General features: G+C 28.8%; 21 protein-coding genes. 18 read left to right on the top strand and 3 right to left on the bottom strand.

All coding sequences use genetic code 11. From position 1 onward, the window contains the following. A partial coding sequence (locus tag M4I33_RS14245) for a hypothetical protein (RefSeq protein ID WP_257917436.1) occupies positions 1-1,015 on the top strand: 1,015 nt, incomplete at its 5' end. Positions 1,016-1,047: 32 nt separating this feature from the next. On the opposite strand, the gene M4I33_RS14240 is transcribed toward M4I33_RS14245, so the two are convergent. Next, the gene (locus M4I33_RS14240) at positions 1,048-1,455 is read right to left on the bottom strand and encodes a Fur family transcriptional regulator (RefSeq protein WP_194189806.1); all 408 of its coding nucleotides are present in this window, start codon (positions 1,453-1,455) and stop codon (positions 1,048-1,050) included. A gap of 354 nt (positions 1,456-1,809) precedes the next feature. On the opposite strand from M4I33_RS14240, the gene M4I33_RS14235 reads away from it, so the two are divergent. The 3 genes from M4I33_RS14235 (at position 1,810) to M4I33_RS14225 (ending at position 3,711) form a co-directional block, all read left to right on the top strand. After that, positions 1,810-2,139: a hypothetical protein gene (locus tag M4I33_RS14235; RefSeq protein WP_194189807.1), complete on the top strand. Its 330-nt coding sequence runs from the start codon at positions 1,810-1,812 to the stop codon at positions 2,137-2,139. 73 nt (positions 2,140-2,212) lie between these two features. Continuing rightward, entirely contained in the window at positions 2,213-3,433 is a 1,221-nt protein-coding gene (locus M4I33_RS14230) for an EAL and HDOD domain-containing protein (RefSeq protein WP_257917435.1), read from the top strand. Between the two features lie 95 nt (positions 3,434-3,528). Beyond that, complete coding sequence (locus tag M4I33_RS14225; protein ID WP_194189809.1) at positions 3,529-3,711, top strand: hypothetical protein; 183 nt, start codon at positions 3,529-3,531, stop codon at positions 3,709-3,711. Between the two features lie 27 nt (positions 3,712-3,738). Here M4I33_RS14225 and M4I33_RS14220 read toward each other — a convergent pair whose 3' ends face one another. Then, positions 3,739-5,217: a nicotinate phosphoribosyltransferase gene (locus M4I33_RS14220; protein WP_257917434.1), complete on the bottom strand. Its 1,479-nt coding sequence runs from the start codon at positions 5,215-5,217 to the stop codon at positions 3,739-3,741. Between the two features lie 126 nt (positions 5,218-5,343). Here M4I33_RS14220 and M4I33_RS14215 point away from each other — a divergent pair, with 126 nt between their 5' ends. From M4I33_RS14215 to M4I33_RS14195, 5 genes are all read left to right on the top strand, one after another. After that, on the top strand, positions 5,344-7,368 hold the full coding sequence (locus M4I33_RS14215) for an ATP-dependent helicase (protein WP_257917433.1): 2,025 nt from the start codon (positions 5,344-5,346) through the stop codon (positions 7,366-7,368). A 93-nt stretch (positions 7,369-7,461) separates the two neighbouring features. Next, complete coding sequence (locus tag M4I33_RS14210; protein WP_257917431.1) at positions 7,462-9,456, top strand: cell division protein FtsA; 1,995 nt, start codon at positions 7,462-7,464, stop codon at positions 9,454-9,456. Positions 9,457-9,474: 18 nt separating this feature from the next. Further along, positions 9,475-10,662 carry a M20 family metallopeptidase gene (locus tag M4I33_RS14205; protein ID WP_257917430.1) on the top strand — a complete coding sequence of 396 codons (1,188 nt, stop codon included), beginning with the start codon at positions 9,475-9,477 and terminating at the stop codon, positions 10,660-10,662. Between the two features lie 70 nt (positions 10,663-10,732). Beyond that, positions 10,733-11,704, top strand: a complete 972-nt coding sequence (locus M4I33_RS14200) for an RluA family pseudouridine synthase (protein WP_257917429.1) — start codon at positions 10,733-10,735, stop codon at positions 11,702-11,704. 13 nt (positions 11,705-11,717) lie between these two features. Next, on the top strand, positions 11,718-13,328 hold the full coding sequence (locus M4I33_RS14195) for a polysaccharide biosynthesis protein (RefSeq protein ID WP_257917428.1): 1,611 nt from the start codon (positions 11,718-11,720) through the stop codon (positions 13,326-13,328). Positions 13,329-13,370: 42 nt separating this feature from the next. On the opposite strand, the gene spoVB is transcribed toward M4I33_RS14195, so the two are convergent. Beyond that, the gene (gene spoVB, locus M4I33_RS14190) at positions 13,371-14,867 is read right to left on the bottom strand and encodes a stage V sporulation protein B (RefSeq protein ID WP_257917427.1); all 1,497 of its coding nucleotides are present in this window, start codon (positions 14,865-14,867) and stop codon (positions 13,371-13,373) included. A 152-nt stretch (positions 14,868-15,019) separates the two neighbouring features. Between spoVB and M4I33_RS14185 the strand changes: the two genes are divergently transcribed. From M4I33_RS14185 to M4I33_RS14145, 9 genes are all read left to right on the top strand, one after another. Beyond that, a complete protein-coding gene (locus M4I33_RS14185; protein WP_257917426.1) occupies positions 15,020-16,312 on the top strand; it encodes a hypothetical protein in 1,293 nt (430 codons plus the stop codon). A gap of 138 nt (positions 16,313-16,450) precedes the next feature. Continuing rightward, the gene (locus tag M4I33_RS14180; protein WP_257917425.1) at positions 16,451-16,948 is read left to right on the top strand and encodes a hypothetical protein; all 498 of its coding nucleotides are present in this window, start codon (positions 16,451-16,453) and stop codon (positions 16,946-16,948) included. A gap of 15 nt (positions 16,949-16,963) precedes the next feature. Then, positions 16,964-18,619 carry a B12-binding domain-containing radical SAM protein gene (locus M4I33_RS14175; protein ID WP_257917424.1) on the top strand — a complete coding sequence of 552 codons (1,656 nt, stop codon included), beginning with the start codon at positions 16,964-16,966 and terminating at the stop codon, positions 18,617-18,619. A gap of 209 nt (positions 18,620-18,828) precedes the next feature. Beyond that, positions 18,829-19,155, top strand: a complete 327-nt coding sequence (locus M4I33_RS14170; RefSeq protein ID WP_194189820.1) for an ATPase — start codon at positions 18,829-18,831, stop codon at positions 19,153-19,155. Further along, positions 19,142-21,067, top strand: coding sequence for a V-type ATP synthase subunit I (locus tag M4I33_RS14165; protein WP_257917423.1), 1,926 nt, complete (start codon positions 19,142-19,144; stop codon positions 21,065-21,067). Before M4I33_RS14170 ends, M4I33_RS14165 begins: the two co-directional genes overlap by 14 nt. A 24-nt stretch (positions 21,068-21,091) precedes the next feature. Further along, positions 21,092-21,586 (top strand): V-type ATP synthase subunit K, encoded by a 495-nt coding sequence (locus tag M4I33_RS14160; RefSeq protein WP_194189822.1) that lies wholly within the window; start codon positions 21,092-21,094, stop codon positions 21,584-21,586. A 38-nt stretch (positions 21,587-21,624) separates the two neighbouring features. Further along, complete coding sequence (locus tag M4I33_RS14155; protein ID WP_257917422.1) at positions 21,625-22,230, top strand: V-type ATP synthase subunit E; 606 nt, start codon at positions 21,625-21,627, stop codon at positions 22,228-22,230. A gap of 12 nt (positions 22,231-22,242) precedes the next feature. After that, complete coding sequence (locus tag M4I33_RS14150) at positions 22,243-23,244, top strand: V-type ATP synthase subunit C (RefSeq protein WP_194189824.1); 1,002 nt, start codon at positions 22,243-22,245, stop codon at positions 23,242-23,244. After that, a complete protein-coding gene (locus M4I33_RS14145) occupies positions 23,237-23,548 on the top strand; it encodes a V-type ATP synthase subunit F (protein ID WP_194189825.1) in 312 nt (103 codons plus the stop codon). Before M4I33_RS14150 ends, M4I33_RS14145 begins: the two co-directional genes overlap by 8 nt. Positions 23,549-23,564 lie beyond the last annotated feature (16 nt).

Raw genomic sequence — 23,564 nt, 5'->3', positions numbered from 1 at the left:
AGTTCCCCTAGGAAGTGAGGAGGAACTAAAAAGTAAAATAGGCGAACATAAGGAATCGGCTCTTGTTTTATTAGATAGTTATTCCTTTATGGATTTTATATCAAAAGACTATTTAAGGGATTTAACCTCTCTTTTTAAAGATAAGACTACTCGTGAAAAATTCTCACTTATCACAAATTTATATTCTAGAATAAATGGTAGATATTTTGGGTTATCATTTAAACCATATTCTTTAGAACTTATATATAATAAAGAAATGCTAAAAGAAATGCAAATAGATGTGACTGAAAATAATATGTTTAACCTTATAAAAAAATTAAATGAAAAAAACATAAAAATTCCAACTTTTATAGAGAGCAGGCATTCAAAAGAAATACTTTTAAGTAACTTAGTTGCAAACGATACTATAGTATACGACATAAAAACTGAAATCCTATCAACTAATATTAAAGAAAAGATAAAAGAAATAAAAAACGGACAAATCCTTATGGATAAGATTCATTACTATTATAATGAAGGGATCTTAAAAGAAGATAATTTCATAGATAGGGATGAAAGTGCTATAAAGGAATTAAATGAAAAAAAGATACCAATACTACTTACTACATCACTTGTAACAGATAGATTAAATAAAGAAAGTAATGATTTTTACTGCGTAAATAAATTGCCTATAAGTAATAATGTTAATTCTCCGGTAGGTTCAGATTTAATAATATGTTCTACAATAGGCTCAGAAAATACAGATGAAATAGATATATTTATAAGATACTTAATTCAGTCTGATGCCTTTAAAAAACTTAGTGAAAAAAATTTAATAACTGGAAATAAAGAAGCTGATAGTAATCTTTTAGGGGTAAGTGCTAAAATGGCGGAAGATATACATGCAGCAGATGGAATAAATAAGTTTTATGTAAATATAATTTCAAATGAAAAGATAAAGAAAATAGAAAATGAAATAAGAAATATAATGAGTGGGAAGTATGATAAAAAAGAATGGGAGAGAGTTTTAGAATAAAAAAAACGCAAATTTTCATTTGCGTTTTTTATTTATTGACAGTCTTTACATCTTCCGTAAAAGTACATTTGGCTTGATAAAATTTTATATCCAGATTGATTAGATGCTTCTTCGTTTAAATGTGATACATCTAGTGAATGTAAGTCATCTACCTTTCCACATTCGATGCATTGAACGTGTGGATGAGGTTTTATTGTTCCGTCGTATCTAAAATTTCCTTCACCTACATTAAGCTCTTGAATTAATCCAACTTCAACTAAAGTTTTTAGGGCTTTATAAACTGTAGCTAAGCTCATAGTTGGGTAATCAGGTTGGATAGCTTTATAAATTAATTCCGCAGATGGGTGTTCTGTAGTACTCATAAGGTACTTATAAACAGCAAGCCTTTGAGGAGTTAATTTAAGTTTTTTCTCCTTAAATATTGCAGTGATATTCTCCATAAAATCACTCCTTTCTGTTTACTATATAAATTATTATAATATTTCAGTAAAAAAAAGTCAATTACTATTAAAAGAAAAAAACTACGAATAGATAATTAGTATTATTTAACAAGTGAAAACATTTAAAAAAATATAAAAAAATCGCTTGTACTTAAAAAGATTATATGTTAAAATATAGACAAAGTTGTTAAACAAATAACAATTCCATGTTTATTTCCATTATAGAACAGATTTCTGTTCTATTTTTTTTTACTATTTATTAATTATAAATGTATCTTTATAGAGTTGCAAGAAAATCAGTATAGTGATAAAATTTTTATATAATAAATAAACTATATATGAGGAGGATTTTATATGGCTAAATATAAAGTTGGAGATAGACTAATAATAGTAAATGATCCTACTGAGGAAAAACAAAGATTAGGTGAACTTACAAAATTAAACATAGAAGATGATTACGCTCAAATTTCTTGGGGTATAAAGATTCTACAAGTTGAATATGATAAGCCAAATGTTACACTTACATATAGAAACATAAACGGAGAAAAAAATAAGGTTTTTGCAGAGTGCAAAGACATAGCAAACTTTGACAAAGAAAAAGTATTAGAAAAAGCGCTACTTAAAGCATTCCAAAACGAAATAATTGATATTTCAGTTGGTAAAAATACTGGATTTGTTAAGTAATGAAATAAATATACCGCATGTTGATAACATGCGGTTTTATAGTGCATAGACATGATTGCTGAAAGGGGAAAATATGGAAATTTTTTTAGCACGGCAAGGGATTTATAATTGCAAAGCTGAATGTGTTGCTTATGAAATTTTATATAGGAATTCAAAAAAGAATAGTTTTGATCCAACTGTAGAAGAAAATGAAGCAACGCTTCAAGTAGTTTACAATGTAATGCTTATGGGCCAAGGGAAAATTGCTGATAAGAAAAAAGCTTTTATAAACTTTCCTAGAGATTGCATTATGGATGAAATACCAAAACTTCTTCCAAGAGAAAGTATTATAGTTGAGGTGTTAGAGCAAGTTGAACCTACAGCGGAACTTTTAAGTAAATTAAGAGAACTAAAAACACTAGGTTATACAATAGCATTAGATGATGTTAGCGTTAACGGAATGCATAAAGGATTTAAAGACTTAATAGATATTTATAAAATTGATTTTAGGCTTAACTCTAAAGAAGAGAGAGCATTTCTTTTAAGCGAAATAAAAGAAATAAATCCAAGGGCTAAGTTTTTAGCTGAAAAAGTGCAAACTAAAGAAGAACATGATGAAGGAATAAGAACAGGATACTCTTATTTTCAAGGGTTTTTATTTAGTGAACCTAAAATGGTACAAGATAGCGATATAGCAGCAAATAATGTTGTTTATTATAAACTTTTACAAGAATTATTTAGTTATGAATATGATATTGATGCAATCGAAGAAATAATAAAAGGTGATGTTTCTTTAAGCTTTAAGCTTCTTAAATTTTTAAATTCTGGGATGTTTAGTTTTAAAAATCGTGTAAGTTCTATAAGGCAAGCAATCATGCTTTTAGGAGTAGAAGAATTAAAAAAATGGATTTCGCTTATAATTATGAGGTCTATGAGAGCGGGATATGATAGTGAACTCTCTATAAATAGTATCATAAGAGGGCGCTTTTGCGAGTCTATTGTAAACACTATAGATAAAAGAGAAAAATCAAAAGCTTTTATAGTTGGATTATTTTCATTTTTAGATTTATTTATGAGAAAAGATATGGAAGAGGTAATAAGAGAACTTCCAGTTGAAAGTGATATAAAAGAGTCATTGATAAATCCAAATGAAAATTTAAATGGTAAAGTTCTTCAACTTGTAAAAGCTTATGAAGAGATGGATACTGATAAAATTAGAGAACTTTCTAGTGAAATAGGAGTAGATTCTGGTATTTTATTTGGATTATATGCAGAATCTATAGGATGGGCTATAGATATTGTGGAAAAATATTGATTAATTTGGAAAAAAGGGTTTATTTTATTTGTAAAATATTCTATAATAGAGACGGAATTGGAAATTTGATTTCGTTTACAGGGGTGGGGAGAATTATGAGTAAATGTCCTTTTTGGTCGACAGATAGCTCTAATGAAGAATGTTATGATGATTGTCCGATGAAAAGAGAGTTAGGGAAATTGGAGGATTGTGTTTTTCAGGAGTTTTTAGAAGTTGATGATTTAGATTTTGAAGATGAAGGTAATTTAAGAAGTCAAATACCTTTGTTAAATATTTAAAAAGAGGCCTAAAATTTAGGCCTCTTTTTATTTTTGAAATTCGTTAGTTGCAGAGTGTAATAGAGTTTGCTTTAAAGACCATAATTCATCAGACAAATCAACATAGTATGTATGAGGATTTTCAAATCTTAAAATTTCAGGCCATAGCTTAGAAGTTTCTTCTTTGGCTAATTTTTTTGACTCTAAAGTTTCAGGGCACTCATAACAAAGGTTACCTTTGTCAAATATTTTAACCATTAAATCTTTTATATAGTAGTTTTTAATAGTTTTCTTTTTCCAAGTATAAACTGGGTCAAAAATAACTAAAGGTAAACTCTCATCTATTACTTCACCTTGAAGTAATATTAAATCAGCAATTGCTTTATGAGTTGTCTTATCAAATATTCTAACTGTCTTTTTAAATCCAGGGTTAGTTATTTTTTCACTGTTTTCACTAATTTTAATCTTTGGAATTATTTTACCTGACTTTTCTATTGCAACTAATTTATATACTCCACCAAATACAGGTTCAGATTTTGCAGTTATAAGTCTTTCGCCTACACCGAATGAATCTATACAAGCGCCTTGGTTTAATACATCTCTAATTATATGTTCATCTAGAGAATTAGAAACTACAATTTTACAATCAGGGTAGCCTGCATTATCTAAAAGTTCTCTACATTTTTTACTAAGGTATGTTATATCGCCAGAATCTATTCTAATTCCTTTAGGTCTTTTTCCAAGAGGTTTTAAAATTTCATCAAAAACTTTTATAGCATTTGGAATACCAGAACTTAATACGTTATATGTATCTACTAAAAGTAAACATTCATCAGGATAAACCTCAGCCCAAGTTTTAAAGGCATCGTATTCAGTGTCAAATAATTGAACCCAGCTGTGTGCCATAGTTCCATTTGCAGGTATATTAAATTTTTGATCTGCAATAGTACATGCAGTAGAATCACAGCCACCTATAACAGAAGCTCTAGCACCATAAACTGCACCATCGTATCCTTGAGCTCTTCTTGAACCAAATTCCATAACAGTTCTTCCGTTTGCAGCTCTACATATTCTATTTGCTTTTGTAGCTATTAAAGTTTGGTGATTTACAGTTAAAAGAATCATAGTTTCAATAAACTGAGCTTGTATAACAGGCCCTCTAACTGTAACTAAAGGTTCATTTGGGAAGACTGGATTTCCTTCAGGAATCGCCCAAACGTCACATTCAAATTTGAAATTTCTTAAATATTCTATAAAGCCTTCTGAAAAAAGGTTTCTATCTTTTAAATATTTTATATCTTCATCTGTAAACTTAAGAGATGTTAAGTACTCTATAATTTGTTCAACACCAGCCATTATGCAGTAACCACCGCCGTCTGGAACACGTCTAAAGTACATATCAAAATAAGCTATTCTATCTTGCAGATTTTTATTAAAATAACCATTACCCATAGTTAATTCATAGAAATCAACAAGCATAGTTAAATTTCTTTCATCCTTAACATTAAAGTTATTATTTTTAGTCATAATACTCTCCTCTAAAAAAATACTTAAAACTATTGTACAACGATAGCGAAATTATTACAATAATAGTTGTTATTTTATAAATAGTATAGGCTATAATTAAGATAAATAAACATTAAGGAGAAAAAAATGAAATTAGATAAATTCCAAAGTGCAGCAGTAAATTCAACAAATAAAAACACTTTAGTAGTTGCAGCACCTGGTTCTGGAAAAACAACAGTAATAATAAATAGAATAGATAAATTAGTAAGTGAATTTAAAATAGGGATTGGATATATTATAGTTATAACTTTCACAAAGGCAGCTGCTTTAAATATGAAAGAAAGATATAAAAAAAGATTTAATAGAGATAGAGCTCCTTTTTTTGGAACTTTTCACGGATTATTTTATAAAATTCTTTTAAGAGAAGGTTATTCTATAAATATAATTGAAGGGTTTAAGGTAAATAAGCTTATTGAAGGTGTGTTAAAAAAGTTCTCAGATGAAGTAAGCGAAGATAAAATAAAAGAAGTATTAAACGATATATCTCTTTTTAAAAATGCTAGAATACCTTTATCTCAGTTTTCACCTACTATAAAACGAGATATTTTTGAAGAGTGTTATAGAAGGTACGAAGGTTATAAAGAACACGAAAACCTTATGGACTTTGATGATTTAGCGTTAAGAGTTATAGAACTTTTAGAAAATAACGAAAGTGCTTTAAATAATTATAGAAATATTTTTAAATATATATTAGTTGATGAATTTCAAGATTGCGACCAGCTTCAAATAGAGTTTTTAAGTCTTATAAATTCATCAGATGAAAATTCTTTGTTTGCAGTAGGGGATGAGGACCAATGCATCTATTCTTTTAGGGGCTCGAAACCTGAATATATGGTTATATTTGATGAAATATTTGGAGATAGTAAAAAATATTATTTAGCTATAAATTATAGAAGCAATAAGAACATTATAGATGGTTCTAAAAAGCTAATTAAAAATAATGATAATAGAAACGATAAGCTTATAACTTCATTTAAAGAAACTGATGGAATTATAAAGGTTTTTAATCCTTATGATGAAAAGTTTCAAGGTGAAAAGATAGTTGAAGTTATTAAAGAAAATTATAATAACTTACAATATAGTTATAATGAAAATATAGTTTTATATAGAACTAATATGGAAGCTATGTCTTTTATAGATGTTTTTACTAGAAAAGGAGTACCTTTTACTCTTTTAGATAGAGAATATAACTTTTTTGAACATTTTATATGTAAAGATATTCTTACATACTTAAAGTTATCATTAAATATAAACGATAGAGAAAGTTTTATAAGAATAATTAATAAGCCTTTTAGATATATAAGTAAAAGTAATATAGCCTATGTTAAAAACTTTAGAGAAGATAAAAATCCTTTTGATATACTTATAGAAAAAAATGATACAAAACCATTCCAAGCTAAAAGTTTAAGCGACTTAAAAAAAGATATAATATATTTAAATAAATTAACTTTAAGTTCAGCTATACAGTTTATAATTAGCGATTTAGGTTATATGGATTATTTGAAAAAATATGCTGATGATTTTGGACAAAGCTTAGATGATTTAGAGGAAATTTTAGAAGAGTTTAAAATATCAGCTTCAGAATTTAAGACTATTTTTGAATTTTTTGAACATGTTGACAGGGTAAAAGGTGAAATCGAAGATTCTAAAGATAAGTCAGATGAAGATAGAGTTATTTTAAGTACAATCCATAGAGTTAAGGGAATGGAATTTAGAAATGTATTTGTTGCAAACTGCAATGAAGAAACTATACCGCACATTTCAGCTGGAGATTCTGGAGTAGAAGAAGAGAGAAGACTTTTCTACGTTGCAATTACAAGGGCTATAGATAACCTTTATATACTAGCCCCTAAAACAAAGGGCGGTAAGTTTAAAGAAGTATCAAGGTTTATTAAAGAAACTGAATTTAAAACAGAAGAGGAAGAAATTCACGGATTTACAAAAGGGGCTGAAGTTTATCATAATGGCAGAAAAGAGTTGGGAATGATAAAAGAAATTTCAGGAGATAAAATTTCTATACTATTTAAAGATGGAGTAACTAGAAGTTATTCAATAAAGATATTACTTGAAAGAAATCTTTTAATGGGAGTAAATATAAATTCTGAAAGTTGAATATAGAAAATTTATAATATATAATTTAAATTAGGCTCATATTATGACAATATGAGCCTTTAAATATATTAAAATACGAGGAAGTTTTAAATTATGATAGATGAAAATTTTGAAAAGAAGATTATTTTTTCATTAGATATTGGGACGAGATCTATAATAGGTACTGTTGGAAAAATTACAGACGAAAAATTTGAAGTTTTAGAAGAAGTTTATATAGAACATGAAGAGAGAGCTATGATAGATGGGCAAATTCATGATATAAACCTTGTAGCTAAAGTAGTAAATAAGATAAAAATGCAATTAGAAGAAAAACTTGATATAACTTTAAAAGAGGTTTCTATAGCAGCAGCTGGTAGATTTTTAAGAACTGTTTTAGAAAGCGAAGAGATTGAAATCGATGGAGAAGTTGAGATTGATAAAGATATAGTTAGAAGCTTAGAACTTAGTGTAGTTAAAAAGGCTGAAGATACTATAGCAAAAGATACAGAAGGTAAGCTTTATTGCGTAGGTTATTCAGTTAAAAATTACTATTTAAATTCTTTTGTAATAGGTAATCTTTTAGGACATAAGGGTGAGAGAATTTCAGCAGATATCATATCAACATTCCTTCCTAGGTCTGTAGTAGATTCTTTATATACTGTTATGGATAAGGTAGGGCTTAGAGTAAATAGCTTAACCCTTGAGCCGATAGCTGCAATTGAAGCTGTAGTGCCTCAAAAATTAAGGCTACTTAATATTGCCTTAGTAGATATAGGGGCAGGAACATCAGATATTGCAATAAGTTCAAAAGAAAGTATTTCAGCTTATGGAATGGTTCCTATTGCAGGAGATGAAATAACAGAAGTAATAGCACAAGAGTATTTAGTAGATTTTGATTCTGCAGAAGCTATAAAAAGGAAATTAAACACAGAAGAAGTTATAGATTATGTGGATGTTTTAGGACTTGAAAACAGTGTTAAAAGTGAAGAGGTTCTTTTAAAGATAAATTCTATAGTAAGAAAGCTTGCAGAAGCTATAGGAGAAAAGATTCTAGAACTAAACGGAAACAAAGCTCCAAGTGCAGTGTTTTTAGTAGGTGGAGGAGCTCATACTCCAGGACTTATAGATGAAATAAGTGATATTATTTCACTAGATAAAAGAAGAATAGGTATAAAAGATAGAAACGGGATAGATAACTTTATAGGAGAAAATGATTTAGGTTCTGCAGGTGTTACTGTAATTGGAATAGCTTTAAATGGAATAAAAAATAAAGCAGAAGATTTTATAGATGTTATTTTAAATAATAAAAGTATAAGTATGTTTAATTCGCATAAGCACACTATATTAGATGTTTTACTTCAAGCTGGAATACATTCTGCTATGTTAATTAATAAAAATGGTAAGAATTTAAGATTTACTTTAAATGGCAAGAAAAGAATTCTATTTGGAGAAAATGGCGAAGGTGCAAAAATTAAATTAAATGGAAAAGAAGCTAATGTAGATAGTAAAATTTCAGCCTGCGATAAAATAGATATAGAATTTGCACAAAAAGGTAAAGATGCTAAGGCGAAAGTTTTAGATTTATTAGATGAAATTAATAGTACAAGCATATACATAGATGGAAAATTAATTAACTTAAATACGATAGCTTTAATTAATGGAGAATTAAAAGAGTTAGATACATTTATAAAAGAAAATGATGATATTAAAGTAATATTTCCAAATACAATAGGTGATATTAAAAGATACATTTTAAAATCTAGTGATAAATTATTTTTAAATGAAGAAGAGTTAAAAGATGATTATAGAGTAAAAGAAGGGGAAAACTTAAAGAGGAGAGAAGTTATTTCTTTAAAAGAAGAAGTTAAAGTAGAGGAACCCTTATTAGAAAGCATAAGAAATGAAAATACAATAAAAGTTATAGTAAATAACGAAGAGGTTACTTTAAAAGGAAAAGAAGGCTATATGTTTGTAGATATTTTTAATTTTTATGATTTTGATACAGCAAACGTAAAAGGTGAAACTTTAATCTTAACTTTAAACGGAGAAAAGGCAGCTTATACTGATTTAATAAAAGAAAAAGATATTATTGAAGTTAGGTGGAGCTAAAAAATAAGGAGGGGCAAGATGATTAATATTAAAAAAGATATAAAAGATATAAAAAATGAATTAGTAGAAATAAGAAGAGATATACACGAAAACCCAGAGCTAGGATTTGAAGAATTTAGAACTCAAGGACTTATTATAGATCTTTTAGAAAAAGAAGGAATACCTTATAAAAAGGTTGCAAAAACAGGAGTTTTAGGAATTATTAAAGGTGAAGGAAAAGAAAATCCTAATAGATGCATAGGGATAAGAGGCGATATGGATGCACTTCCTATAGAAGAAAAAAACGGATGCCCTTACGCATCTAAAATAAAAGGTAGGATGCACGCTTGCGGACACGACGCCCACACCACTATTCTTTTAGGAGTAGCTAAAGTTTTAAATAAAAATAAAGATAAGTTTAGTGGAACTGTTAAATTATTTTTTGAACCAGCTGAAGAAACTACAGGTGGGGCAGAAATTATGATAAATGAAGGAGTATTAGACTCACCAAACGTAGATTGTGTAATTGGGCTTCACGTAGCTGAAGATGTTGAAGTTGGAACTATTAGAATAAAAAATGGAATGGTAAATGCAGCTTCAAACCCATTTAAAATAACTATAAAAGGTGCGGGCGGTCACGGAGCTCAGCCAAGCGCAACTATTGACCCGATCGTTATAGGTGCAAACGTAGTTACAGCCCTTCAAGGAATAGTAAGTAGAGAAATAAGTGCTGTTAATCCAGCTGTAGTTACTATTGGGAAATTCCATTCAGGTACAGCTCAAAACATTATTCCAGAAGAAGCTATAATTGAAGGAATAATTAGAACTACTACTCCAGAAGATAGAGAATTTGCAATAAAAAGATTAGAAGAAATATCAAAAGGAGTATCAGCTTCACTTAGAGGGGAAGCAACTGTTGAAATTGAAGAGAGTTATCCTTGTTTAATAAATGATTCTGATATAGTAGATTTAATAAAAGAATCTGCAAGTTACGTATTAGGAAGTCAAAACGTAATAGAACAAAAGAATCCTAGTATGGGAGTTGAGAGCTTTGCATATTTTGCAATGGCTAGAAAATCAGCCTTTTATTATTTGGGAACAGGAAATAGTGAAAAGGGCACAGATAAGCCAGCTCATAGTAGATTCTTTAATATTGATGAAGATGCTTTAGAACTTGGGGTAGAGATTCAATGCACTGCAGCTTTAAATTATTTGACAGGTAAGTAAATACAGATTATTCTATTAGAATGGGGAAAGAGATTTACTAAAGAAGTAAAATTAGGAGTTGATTTTAAAAGTGAGAATAGAAATAAGTGCCAACGAAGCAGGACAAAGACTTGATAAGTTTTTAAGAAAGCTGTTAAAAGATGTGCCCCTAAGTGCAATATTTAAAGCTTTAAGAAAAGGCGATATTAGAGTAAATGGGAAAAAACAAAAGGAAAAATATGCTTTAGAAATAGATGATGTAGTAGAAATCAAATATATCCAAAGTAAGGCGAAATCTGAGAAAAAGGAAAACTTTATTAAAGTTGATCCTAAATCAATTAAAATAGTATTTGAAGATGAAAATGTGCTTATAGTTGAAAAATGGCCAGGAGTATTAGTTCATCCAGATGCTAAAGGAAAAGAAGCAACACTAACTGATTATGTATTATCTTACTTAAATGCTAAGGGAGATTACATTCCAGAAAATGAAGTTACTTTTACTCCAGCACCTTGTAATAGATTAGATAGAAATACTTCAGGTATGGTTATCTTTGGGAAAAACTTTGAATCTCTTAGAGAACTTAACAGTATAATAAGAGAAAACGAAGTTAAAAAGTACTATTTAGCTCTAGTAAAAGGAAGAGTTAAAGATGGAATGATGAAGGGGTATATTAAAAAGAATGAAGATGCAAATATCTCAAAAATATACGATAAACAAATTCCAGATTCAAAAGAAATAAAAATGGAAGTTAAGACTATAGAGAGCTGTGGTTCATTCTCATTAATTGAGGTTAACTTAATCACAGGTAGAAGTCACCAAATAAGAGCTCATATGGCTCACGTAGGAAATCCTATAATAGGAGACTCTAAATATGGGGATAGAAAATTAAATTCATTCTTTGACAACAAGTATGGATTAACATTCCAATATCTATATGCATACAAACTAAACTTCAGAGATGTTGATGGAAAGTTAGAATACCTAAAAAACAAAACTATAACACATAGTTTACCACCGATATTTAAAAAAATAAAAAGAGATGTATTTAGATTTGAAATTTAGATAGGGGATTATTATGAGAGAAGAGTCATCATCTACAAAAGGTTTTATGATACTTTCTCTTGCAGGGATATTAGCAAAATTATTATCAGCGCTATATGTTCCGCTTCTAAACCAAATAATAGGAGCGGAAGGTGTTGGTATATATGCTAGAAGTTATGATATCTTTATATTCGTTTATGCTATAGCAAGTATGGGATGTCAACCAGCCGTTGCAAAGATCGTATCAGAGATAAGAGCAGTAGGAAACGAAGAGGATGCAATTAAAGCATTAAAAGTTAGCAGAAGAGTATATGCTATAATTGGGGGAGGACTTACAGTTCTTCTTATGATTTTAGCATTTCCTATAGCCCATTTAGCAGATATTTCATCATCTGCTTATGCAATTTTTGCCTTAGCTCCAAGTATAGTTCTTACCGCTGTTTTATCTTCTTATAGAGGATATTTTCAAGGTAGAAATGAAATGACATCAATAGCAGTTTCACAAGTTTTAGAACAAATTTTAAATGTAGTTATAAGTTTGTTGTTTGCATTTATTTTAGTACAAATAAGTCTTCCTTTAGGTAGTGCTGGAGGAAATGTTGGTACTTCAGTTGGTGCTTTAATAGCTTGTTTTTACTTAATACATATTTATGATAAAAAAGAGTATGAAGAACAAATACTAAAAATGCCAAAACCTGAAAAGAGAGTGAGCGTAGATACAATTTTAAGAAAACTTGTAAAATATGGACTTCCAATCACTCTTAGTGCAGGGATTCAAAACTTTGGTGGACTGGTTGATATGGTTAACGTTAACGGAAGATTATTACATGCAGGGTTTACATCAGTTGAAGCTGATACTTTGTATGGATTACTATATAACTATAAAGTGTTATTAAGTGTTCCGCTTATAATAGTTACAGCACTTGGAACGACTATATTACCTAGGGTTTCAAAGGCAGCTTATTTAAGAGATAGAAAAGAGATAAAGTCTAGTTTAAACTTTGCACTAAGACTTACTCTTTCAATAACTATTCCAGCAGCTGTAGGGCTTGCTGTTTTAAGCGATGATGTTTACAAACTTTTATATGGTGGAATAGAAGGTTCAAACCTTATGGTTTATGGATCCTTTATAGTTATATTTATGGCTGTATCTCAAATACAAGGAGTTGTACTTCAAGGAATAAGCCAATTTTATCCTATGCTAATATCTTTTACTATAGGGATAGTTCTTAAGATAATTGCAAACTTTATTTTTGTTGGAATACCAAACATAAATATTATGGGTGTACTTATTGGTAATTTCTTGTGTTATGCAGTTCCAACTGTTATAAACGCTATTATAATAAAAAGACATGCAAAGATACATGTACCTCTTATAGGTAATATTGTTAAACCTTTAATTGCATCAGCATTTATGGCTTTAGCAATAATAGGTCTTAAAAATCCAATAAATGTAATATTGACTTTTACAGGAACTAATAGAATGATAGTATTTATCTATACTATGGTTTTAATAGGTGTTGGAGGATTAGTTTACTTTATTATAATGGTAATGCTAGGTGGAATACGTAAAAGAGATATAGATTCTGTATCTACAAAGGTATATAAATTATTACCTAGATTTATAAGAAAAAAATTAAAATAACATAAAAAATGCTATGAAAGAATAACTTTCATAGCATTTTTTTTATTCAGTTCCAAACCTTGATATAAATGCAAAAAATAAAAAAGACAGTATTATTAAAATTATTACTTCTATAGTTTTTAAAGGTGCTAAAACTTGAGCCACAAACAATTTGAACAAAAAGAAAAATAATACACCTATTAATAAAAATATAGTAAAATCAAAAACTGGAATATGAACTTTTAAGACTTTTTTAATTTCTCTTATACTTATAAAAAGTGAAACTAAAGAAGTTAAAAGTAAAGATATACTATAAGAATAAATATTTATAGAAGGTATACCTGTAAAAATAAATAATGAAATAAGTTCAACTACCGCTATAGTTATAGTTACTTTAACTATAGTACCTTGCTTATTTAAACCATTTAATATTCCAAACATAGTTGATGCTAAGAAAAATATAGGTGCTGCAAGAGAAGAAGCTTTAATGTAATTTCCTAAATCAACTCTATCAAAAAAAAGATTTCCAAGCTCGTTTGGAACAAGGTTACAAATCACCGTAGTTGCAATCCCTAATATAAAAGCAGTTTTCATAACTGTGTTTATTCTTTTAGTAGCTTCGTATTCATTTCCACGACTTAAACTTTGCGATAGGTCTGGGACGAGTAGACTGTTTATAGAACCTACAACTATTAAAGGTATTGCAATAATTGAAACTGCCATACCTGAGTATCTTCCTATCATAGAAAGAGATTCCCCATAAGTAAAACCAGCATGTATAAGCCGCCTTGGTACTAGAAGAGTTGAAAATGTAGAAAATATACTTCCTATAAATCCGTTTAAGCAAAGAGGAAGAGATACAACTAACACATTAAACAAAAGTTGTGCGCGGCCTTCTGTAGGTTTATTTATAAGATGTTTGTTTTTCGATTTTAATCTTCTATAGTAAAAGTATAGTAAAATTAAACTCTGCATTTCACCTATAGCAAGAGAGATATAGGCTAAAGTCACTAGGGTTCTTAAATTTACCGAATTAAAAGAAAAAACTAAAAGTCCTATTGTTATTATTCTCATACCCTTTTCTAAAATATCTATAATAGCCGGAATTTTAATTTTAGAAAGACCTAAAAAATATCCCTTTAAAATATTAGAAAGTGCAATAAAAACCATAGCAGGACAAGCAACCCTTATAGCGTTAATAGTCCTAGTGTCAGATACACCAAATTCACCTATAAATGGTGCAAATACAAAAACTAAAATTCCAATTAAGATTGCCCAAACAAAGTTAAAAATAGCAACAGTTTTAATAGTTTTATCTAGATTACCATATTCTTTCTTTCGTGAGTATACTGCTGAAACTCTAGAAATAGCAGCAACTATACCAGCTGTCATTAAACATATAAAGAGATTGTAAAGTGGCATAACAAGGTTATAAAGTCCCATACCTTCAGCGCCTAAAAGCTTAGATAAATTTATAGAGAAAATAAAACCAAGTATCCCAGTTGTTATGTTTGAAGCTGTTAAAAGAAAAGAATTTTTAAAAAAATTATCCTTTTCCAAGCTAAATCACTCCTTTACCTTTAATAAAAGATATTCGAGAAAGTTTATAAATATACAATAATTAATTTAAGTTTTATTAATTAAAGTGGAATATTAAATATACTAATTCAAATATAAATTAAAAGGAGTTTATTTGTGATGGGGTGAATTTAGTGAAAAGGCTTATATTTTTTTTATTAAGTGGGATATTTATAGTTAGTAGTTCGCTTTTTATTTATATGTATACAAACAGATATGAAGTTAAAACCTTTGAAGATGAGATAGATAGCAAATTATTTTTAAAAGGAGTTAATGATTCTAAAGCAATAGCTAAAGATGATGAAGGGTATTTATATATAGCGTTTGAAAATGAAATTACAAAGATAACAGATGAAGGTGAGGTTATAAAAAGTATAAAAAATAGGGAGTTTTCTATAGATGATATAGAAATAAAAGAAGAGAGGATATATATTTTATCAAAAGATAAATTATATAGTTTAAATTTAGATGGTGATGATAAAAAAGAAATAGTTAAAGATATTCCATTTGGAGATGATTTAGATAGAAAACTGCTTGGAAAAGATGGCTATATATATCTAAGTATCGGTACCTTTACAAACTCAGGTATAGCAGATGAAAGTGATTTTTTTGAAGAAAAGAAAAAAGATTTAAGCCCTATAGAGTTAAAATTAAGAGGAATAAATTATGGAAAGAAAAATACTGGGGCTTTTAAAGAGTTTGGAGATTCAAGTAAAGAAGGGGAGAAAATAAGTAAAAGCAAAATTGGAAATGCGTCATTAATTAAGATAGATGTAAATAAAGAAGAGATAGAAACTTTTGCAAGTGGGGTAAAAGATATAAAAGGAATTGACTATAAGTCAAATGGGGAAATATATGGAGTGGTTAGTGGAATGAAAAATGAAGGAGATAGGCCTGTTTTAAGAGATTCTGATTATATATATAATTTAAAAGAAGGCTCTTGGTATGGGTGGCCTGACTTTTCAGGAGGGGATCCTATTTCATCTCCTAGATTTACAGATAACTTAAAAATAGAAAATCTTTTATTAAATCCACCTAAAGAGAACGTTGATGGACCTTACTATCAGCATGACTCTGTTAATTCAATAGAATGTTTAGCTATAGATAGAGATGGGATTCTTTTAGAAAAAGACTCAATTTTATATTATGATAGTAAAACTTTAGAACTTTTAAGTTTAAATAATAAAAGGGAGTTAACTAAAATAATCCGTTTAAAAGAAGGAAACGAAATTATAGATGTATTATTTTTAAAAGATAAGTGCTTGCTTTTAGAAAAAGAAAATGGAGTTATATATGAAATTTATAATAGTAATTTGATAAGTTCAAAAAAAGTAATTCCTAAAGCTATTATAATTATAGTGGTTTTAATAACTTTAATGGCATTAGTTATAGTAGTTAATAAAATATTAAAAAGAAAATATAGATAAGATAGATATTCATAATTAGGTGTTTTTTTAAAAGTATAAATGTATTTTTGATTAAACACCTCTTTTAAAATAAATAAAATTAGTTTAAAATATGTAAATAAATGGTAAAATGAAAGAAAAAACTAAAGGGGTGTAAAAATGGGAAAAACATTATTAATTAATTTATCAAATTTTAAATTTAAAGGAGACGTACTAGATATAACTTGCGAAGACCACGGCGTTATTTATAATATATCAAAAGATATAGACGATGAAATCTCAGCAGATTATATAGAAGGTGATTCGGAAACTGCCTTAAAAAATAGGGAATACGATGCTTGCACTTTGTTTTTTAGTTTAAGTAAGCTTTGGAAAAATGAAAGTAAAGAAAATTTAATAGAAGATATAAGTAAACATATTAAAATAAATGGTAAGATATATATATGGGATATAAATAAAAACATAGGAGAAATAGTAGATAATAGTATAAAGGTAGTGTTACCAAAAGGTGAATTAAAAGAATTTAAAATAAAGAATCTAAACCCATTTTCTTCTTCTAATATAGAAGAAACTAAAAAAATTCTTGAAAAAAGTTATAAAATAGACGAAACTAGAATTTGGGAAGAGATGCATTTTATAGAGGGAACAAAATTATAACTAGGAGATGAAGATATGAAAGTTTTACTTACAGCTATAAACTCTAAATTCGTTCACAGCAATTTAGCTGTTAGATATTTAAAGGCGTTTACAAAGGATATGGATTTTGATTGTAATATAAGAGAGTTTTCTATAAACGATAGAGAAGAGAAAATATTAGAAGAAATTATAAAAGAAAGACCAGACCTTGTGTCTTTCTCTACATATATTTGGAATGTTGAGATGGTAATAAGATTAGCAAATCTTATAAAAAAGGTTGATTCGTATATCGAAATAATGTTTGGAGGACCAGAAGTGACATATGATAGCATGGTTTTCTTAAAAGAAAATGTAGGAGATTATGTAATTCAAGGTGAAGGTGAAAAAACATTTAAAGAGTTAGTTGAATATAAATTAAACCTTAGAGAAATTGATAGTATAAGAGGATTAGTTTATAGAGAAAATAATGAAGTAAAGTTTAACGGTACTAGACCTCTTATGAATATGGATGAAATAGTATTTCCATACGAAGAAGATGAAAACCTTGATAACAAGATAGTTTATTATGAAGGTTCTAGAGGTTGTCCATTTAACTGCAAATATTGTTTATCATCAACTACGCATGGGGTTAGATTCCATAACATAGAAAGAGCTAAAAAAGAACTTCAATACTTTATAGACAAAAAAGTAAAACTTGTTAAATTTGTTGATAGAACATTTAACTGTAATCACAAATTTGCAATGGAGATTTGGGAGTTTTTAATAAATAGCGATACAGAAACTCAATTCCACTTTGAAATATCAGCAGATATATTAAAAAAAGAGGAATTAGAATTACTTAGAAACTGCCCTGAAGGAAGATTTCAATTTGAAGTAGGAGTTCAAACTACAAACGATAAGGTTTTACATAATATAAATAGATTCGTTAACTTTAGTGATATTAAAGAAAAAGTAGTAGAGCTTTTATCAATAAGAAATATAAAGCAGCACTTAGACCTTATAGCTGGACTTCCAGGGGAAGATTACAGTTCGTTTGTAAATTCTTTTAATGACGTTCACTCAATTAGACCAGAAGAGATTCAACTAGGTTTTCTAAAACTTTTAAAAGGTTCTTCTATGAGAGAAGAGGCTGATATTTGGGAGATGAAATATTCAGATTATCCACCATATGAAATATTAAGCACAAAGGATATAAGTTATCTAGAATTGCTTAAACTTAAGAAAGTTGAACATATGGTCGATAAATACTATAATGGGCAAAAATTCAACAATACTTTAAAATATTTTTATCCAAAATACGAAAAACCTTTTGATTTCTTTAATGATTTATCAAAAATATACGAAAACAAAGGATATTTCGACAGAAGCATAGGAAATAATGAATATTATAAACTTTTTTTAGATTTTAATTATGAAATCTTAAAAGAAGATAACTATGCACTTAGAGAAATTTTAAGATATGATTATTTACTTCAAAACAAAAAAAGAGGAATGCCTGAGTTTTTAAAAGGTGATTTAACTAGAGAAGAAGAGGGTAAAATAAAGGATTCTCTTAGGGAAGAGTACTCTTTTAGAATTTATACTGTAGAAAAATTCAATATAGATATTGAAGCATTTTTAGCAAAAGGGGAAGTTGTTAAAAAAGAAATCTATGCAGTAGTTGATAATGATAAAAATATTATATTCATTTAAATTATTATATAAGACAAATTTCTCATAAATTTTTAATAAACTTTAAACAATTTATACAAATTATAAATTAGAACGGTTATAAAAATTAAGAAATTTATTGAAATTGTCCACAAAAAGTGTATAATAGTAAATATGAACTAAAAAGTAATTAATACTATATTAAGTATTAATTCATATATTATTGATTAACTTGCAAAGGTGGTGAGATTTTGGCATTAGAAGCAATAAAGGAAATAAAGAGCGCAGAGGCAAAAGCAGATGAAATGATAAACACTGCAAACGTTAATGCAAAAGAGATTGTTCAAAAGGCTACCGCTGAGGCTGTAGAAAAATACAACTCTATCCTAAGTGATGCTAAGGCTAAATGCGATAGTATCATTCAAGATGCTGTAGATTCTGGAAATAAAGAAGCAGAACCTATCCTAGCTAAAGGAAAAGAAGAAGCTAAAGGTATTCTAGATATAGCAGATGAGAAAAAAAATAATGCTGTAAAATTAGTGATTGAGAGGATAGTGAAAATTCATGGCAATAGTTAAGATGAATAAGTTCACCTTACTAAGCTTTGAAGAAAACAAAGCATCACTACTTGAAAAGCTTCAAAACTTTTCAGAAATAGAATTTATAAACCTTCAAGACGAAAAAGTTCTAGAAGAAAATGAAATTCTAAGTGATCTTACTAAAGATTCAATTGATTCAGAGTTTGCTAAGAGTGAAGAGGATTTATCTAAAGTTAAGTTTGCTTTAGAGTTCTTGAAAAACTACGTACCTCCAAAATCATCAATCAAGGCTATGAAAGAAGGAAAGAAAACTTTAAGTGCTAGCGAGTTAAAAGCTAATGTAGAAAAGAGTGATTGGGAAACTCTTTACGAAAAGCTTAAAGAAAAAGAATTACATCTTTCAAATCTTGATAATGAAAAAACTAGACTAGAAGGTGAAAACGAAACTCTTAAACCTTGGGAAGGCCTAGATTGTCCTTTCTCTGAAATAAGAAGTTTAAAAGTACCTTACTTCTTAGGTAGTGTAAGTAACCAGTACAAAGAAGAACTAGTTAATTCACTTGGAGATTCTTACGTAGAAATTATCTCTTGTGATAATCAAGATATGTATTTATTAGTTATTACAGGTGATGAGAAAAAAGAAGAGGTTGAAGAAGTTTTAAGAGGTTTTGGATTTAGTTCATTTAAAACAGAAGAAGCAGATTCACCAATAAAAGTTATCCATACAAACATGGATAGAATTGAAAAGATAAATGCAGAAAAGTTCTTTATAAAAGAAGAATTACAAGCATTAGAAAAAGAAGTTGAAACTCTAGAACAAGTTTATGATTACTATCATAACGAAAACTCAAGAAATGGAGTAGCTACAAACTTCTTAAAAACTGATACTATGAGCATTATTCAAGGGTGGGTTGCAGTATCAGATAATAACGATTTAGAAAAAGTAATTAAAGATTCTATAGGAGAAGACTACTATCTAACATTTGAAGATGTTAAAGAAGAAGAGATAGATATAGTTCCTATAAGACTACAAAATAATGCAGTTAATAAGTCATTTGAAACTATCACAGAAATGTATAGTATGCCAAGATATGACGACATAGACCCAACACCATTTTTAGCACCGTTCTTCTTATTATTCTTTGGAATGATGGTTGCAGACGTTGGATATGGATTATTATTATGCATAGGTTCATTTATAGCATTAAAAGTATTTAATTTAGATAACAAGCAAGAGCAGTTTGCTAAGTTCTTCTTTTATTTAAGTTTTCCAACAATGGTATTTGGACTGATTTATGGATCTTTCTTTGGAGATTTAATACCGCTTCCAAAGCTTATTGATACAAATAAAGATGTAAACACTATTCTTATTATGTCAATAGTATTTGGGGTTATTCAAATATTTGTTGGTCTTGCAATTAAAGCTTACGTTTTAATAAGAGATGGAAGAGCAAAAGATGCTTTTTATGATGTAGGATCATGGGTAATTACTTTAGTTTCTATCGGATTACTTATAGCTGGATTTGGTTTTGCAAAATACACAATGATAATCGGTATGATTCTTATAGTTCTTACACAAGGTAGAGAAGCAGAATCAGTTGGAGCAAAGCTTGGTGGAGGATTATATGCTTTATACGGTATTACTGGGTACATAGGAGACTTAGTATCTTACACAAGACTTATGGCTTTAGGATTAGCTGGTGGTTCAATTGCAGGTGCATTAAACCTTATAATTGGAATGCTTCCAGGAGTAGCTTTAATAGTACTTGGACCAGTATTATTTATACTATTCCACATATTTAACTTAGGTTTATCATTACTTGGAGCTTATGTTCACACTTGTAGATTAGAATACGTTGAGTACTTCTCAAAATTCTATGAAGGTGGCGGAAAACCATTTGTTCCATTTAAAACATTAGACAAATTTATAAATATTAAAAAAGAAATTTAGGAAATTTTTAGGAGGATTAGAATTATGGAAATTACAACTTGGGCTGGCTTTTTATCAAACCCAGCAAATTACGGAGGATTTATTTTAGGTGCTTTAGGAATAGCTTTAGCAGTAGGTTTATCAGGTATAGGATCAGCTAAAGGGGTTGGTTTAGTAGGTGAAGCAGCAGCAGGATTAATGACTGAACAACCAGAAAAATTCGGTAAAGCGTTAGTTCTTGAATTATTACCAGGTACACAAGGTTTATATGGTTTCGTTATAGGTTTCGTTGTTATGACTAAATTAAGTCCAGAAACAACTTTAGCACAAGGTTTATATCTTTTATTAGCATGTTTACCAATAGCTATCGCAGGTTTATGGTCAGGTATAGCACAAGGTAAAGCAGCAGCAGCTGGTATCCAAATATTAGCTAAAAAACCAGAGCACAACACTAAAGGTATCATCTTTGCAGCAATGGTTGAAACTTACGCACTATTAGGATTCGTTATCTCATTCTTATTAATAAACAACTTATTTTAATTAGAAAATAAATATTAAGAGATTGGGGAAGTGAAGTTATGTCAGTTGAAAACATAAAAAAGTTAACTTCCAAAATCACTAGTGATGCGGAAGCTAAAAGAGATAGCATACTAGCGAAAGCAAACGAAGAAAAAGCTAAAATATTAGAAAAAAAAGAAGCAGAAGCTAGAAAAGCTGAAACAGAAATGATTTTAAAGTCTGAAGCAGAAGCTAAGACTAGAAAAGAAAGAATAGTATCTAGTGCAGAGCTTAAAGTTAGAAATGAAAAACTTGAAGCTAAGCAAAATATTATAAGTCAAGTATTTGAGATGAGCGTAGAAAGCCTATGTAAAATGTCAGATGCTGAAATTAAAAAATTCGTTATGGATACAATTTTAAATTCACAATTAGATGGTGATGAAAAAGTTATAATAAGCCAAAACGAAAAAGGAATAATAACTGAAGAGTTTATTAAAGAAGTTAATTCAAAACTTTCAGAAAACGGAAGAGTTGGAGAACTTACTTTAGCTAAAGAGGTTAGAAACTTTAAAGGTGGATTCATCTTAGAAAAGAATGGTGTTGAAATTAATAATACTTTTGAAGCTTTAGTTAGCGCTTTAAGAGATGAATTAGAATTTGAAGTTGCAAGTGTTTTATTCAATTAAGGAGGAGAGCAAATGAATCCAATGCAGTTTACTCAAGTTATACCAAGACTTAGAGTGTTAGAGACAAGACTCCTTGATAAAGCGAAATTAGACAGAATGATAGATGCAAGTTCACCACAAGAAGCTCTAAAAGTTCTTGGGGAATCAGAATATGCAAATGTTTTATCTGGCGTTAAAAGAGCAGAAGATTATGAGATGGTCTTAAGTTCAGAACTAAAAAGGGTTTATGAGCTTATGTACGATGCATCTCCTTCAAAGGCTCTTATAGATATAATGAGTATCAAATATGATTATCACAACATTAAAGTTTTAATTAAGGGAATGAAACTTAAAAAAGACTTTAGTGAAATGCTTATTCCAGTTGGTAAGATAGATTTACAAACTTTAAAGCATAGCGTTTTAAATAACAATTTAAGTGATCTAAATGAAAACATGAAAAATGGTATCATAAGAGCAAACGAAGATTTTGACTCTAATAAAGATCCTCAAAAAATTGATATTATATTAGATAATGCAATGTTTGAAGAATTAAAAACTATAGCTAAAGGCTTAGATGATAAGTTTGTTACTAAGTATGTTAGAGTTTTAATAGACTTAACAAACTTAAAAACTTTACTTAGAGTTAAAAAGCAAAGCAAAGGTAAAGATTTCCTTTCAGAAGTAGTTATAGAAGGTGGATTTATAGATGTTGATACTTTAGTATCATTATTAAATGATTCAGCTGAAAATATAGCAAACAAATTATCATATACTGATTATTCAGAAATACTTAAGCTTGGAATGGATGATTTCTCAAAAACTAACTCAGCTAGTGAACTTGAGAAATTAACAGATAACTACATCATGAAAATGATGAAAGAAGCTAAGCTTATACCATTTGGTGTTGAGCCATTACTAGCTTATATCTATGCTAAAGAAACAGAGATAAAAGTAGTAAGAATAATCATGGTTGGTAAACTCAACAACGTTACAGGGGAAGTAATAAGAGAAAGGCTGCGTGATATTTATGTATAAGAAGATTGGTGTCGTTGGTGACAAAGACTCAGTTTTAGCATTTAAAGCACTAGGAATTGATGTTTTTCCAGTTGTAGAATCAGAAGAAGCTAGAAAAACAATCGATAGATTAGCTATGACAGATTACGCAGTTATCTTTGTAACTGAGCAAGTTGCAAAAGATATTGAAGAAACTATTGAAAGATACAATAGAGTAACACTTCCAGCTGTAATATTAATTCCAAGTAATCAAGGATCATTAAATATAGGAATGCAAAGAATCAGCGATAACGTAGAAAAAGCTGTCGGCGTAAATATTCTATAAGGAAGGTAGGTTTTGC

Origin of the sequence: Clostridium sp. LY3-2, from assembly GCF_024705715.1 — a bacterium.
Taxonomy (GTDB): Bacteria; Bacillota; Clostridia; order Clostridiales; family Clostridiaceae; genus Clostridium.
The sequence above is the reverse complement of the archived record's forward strand: the minus strand, read 5'-3'. Positions and strand labels throughout refer to the sequence as shown.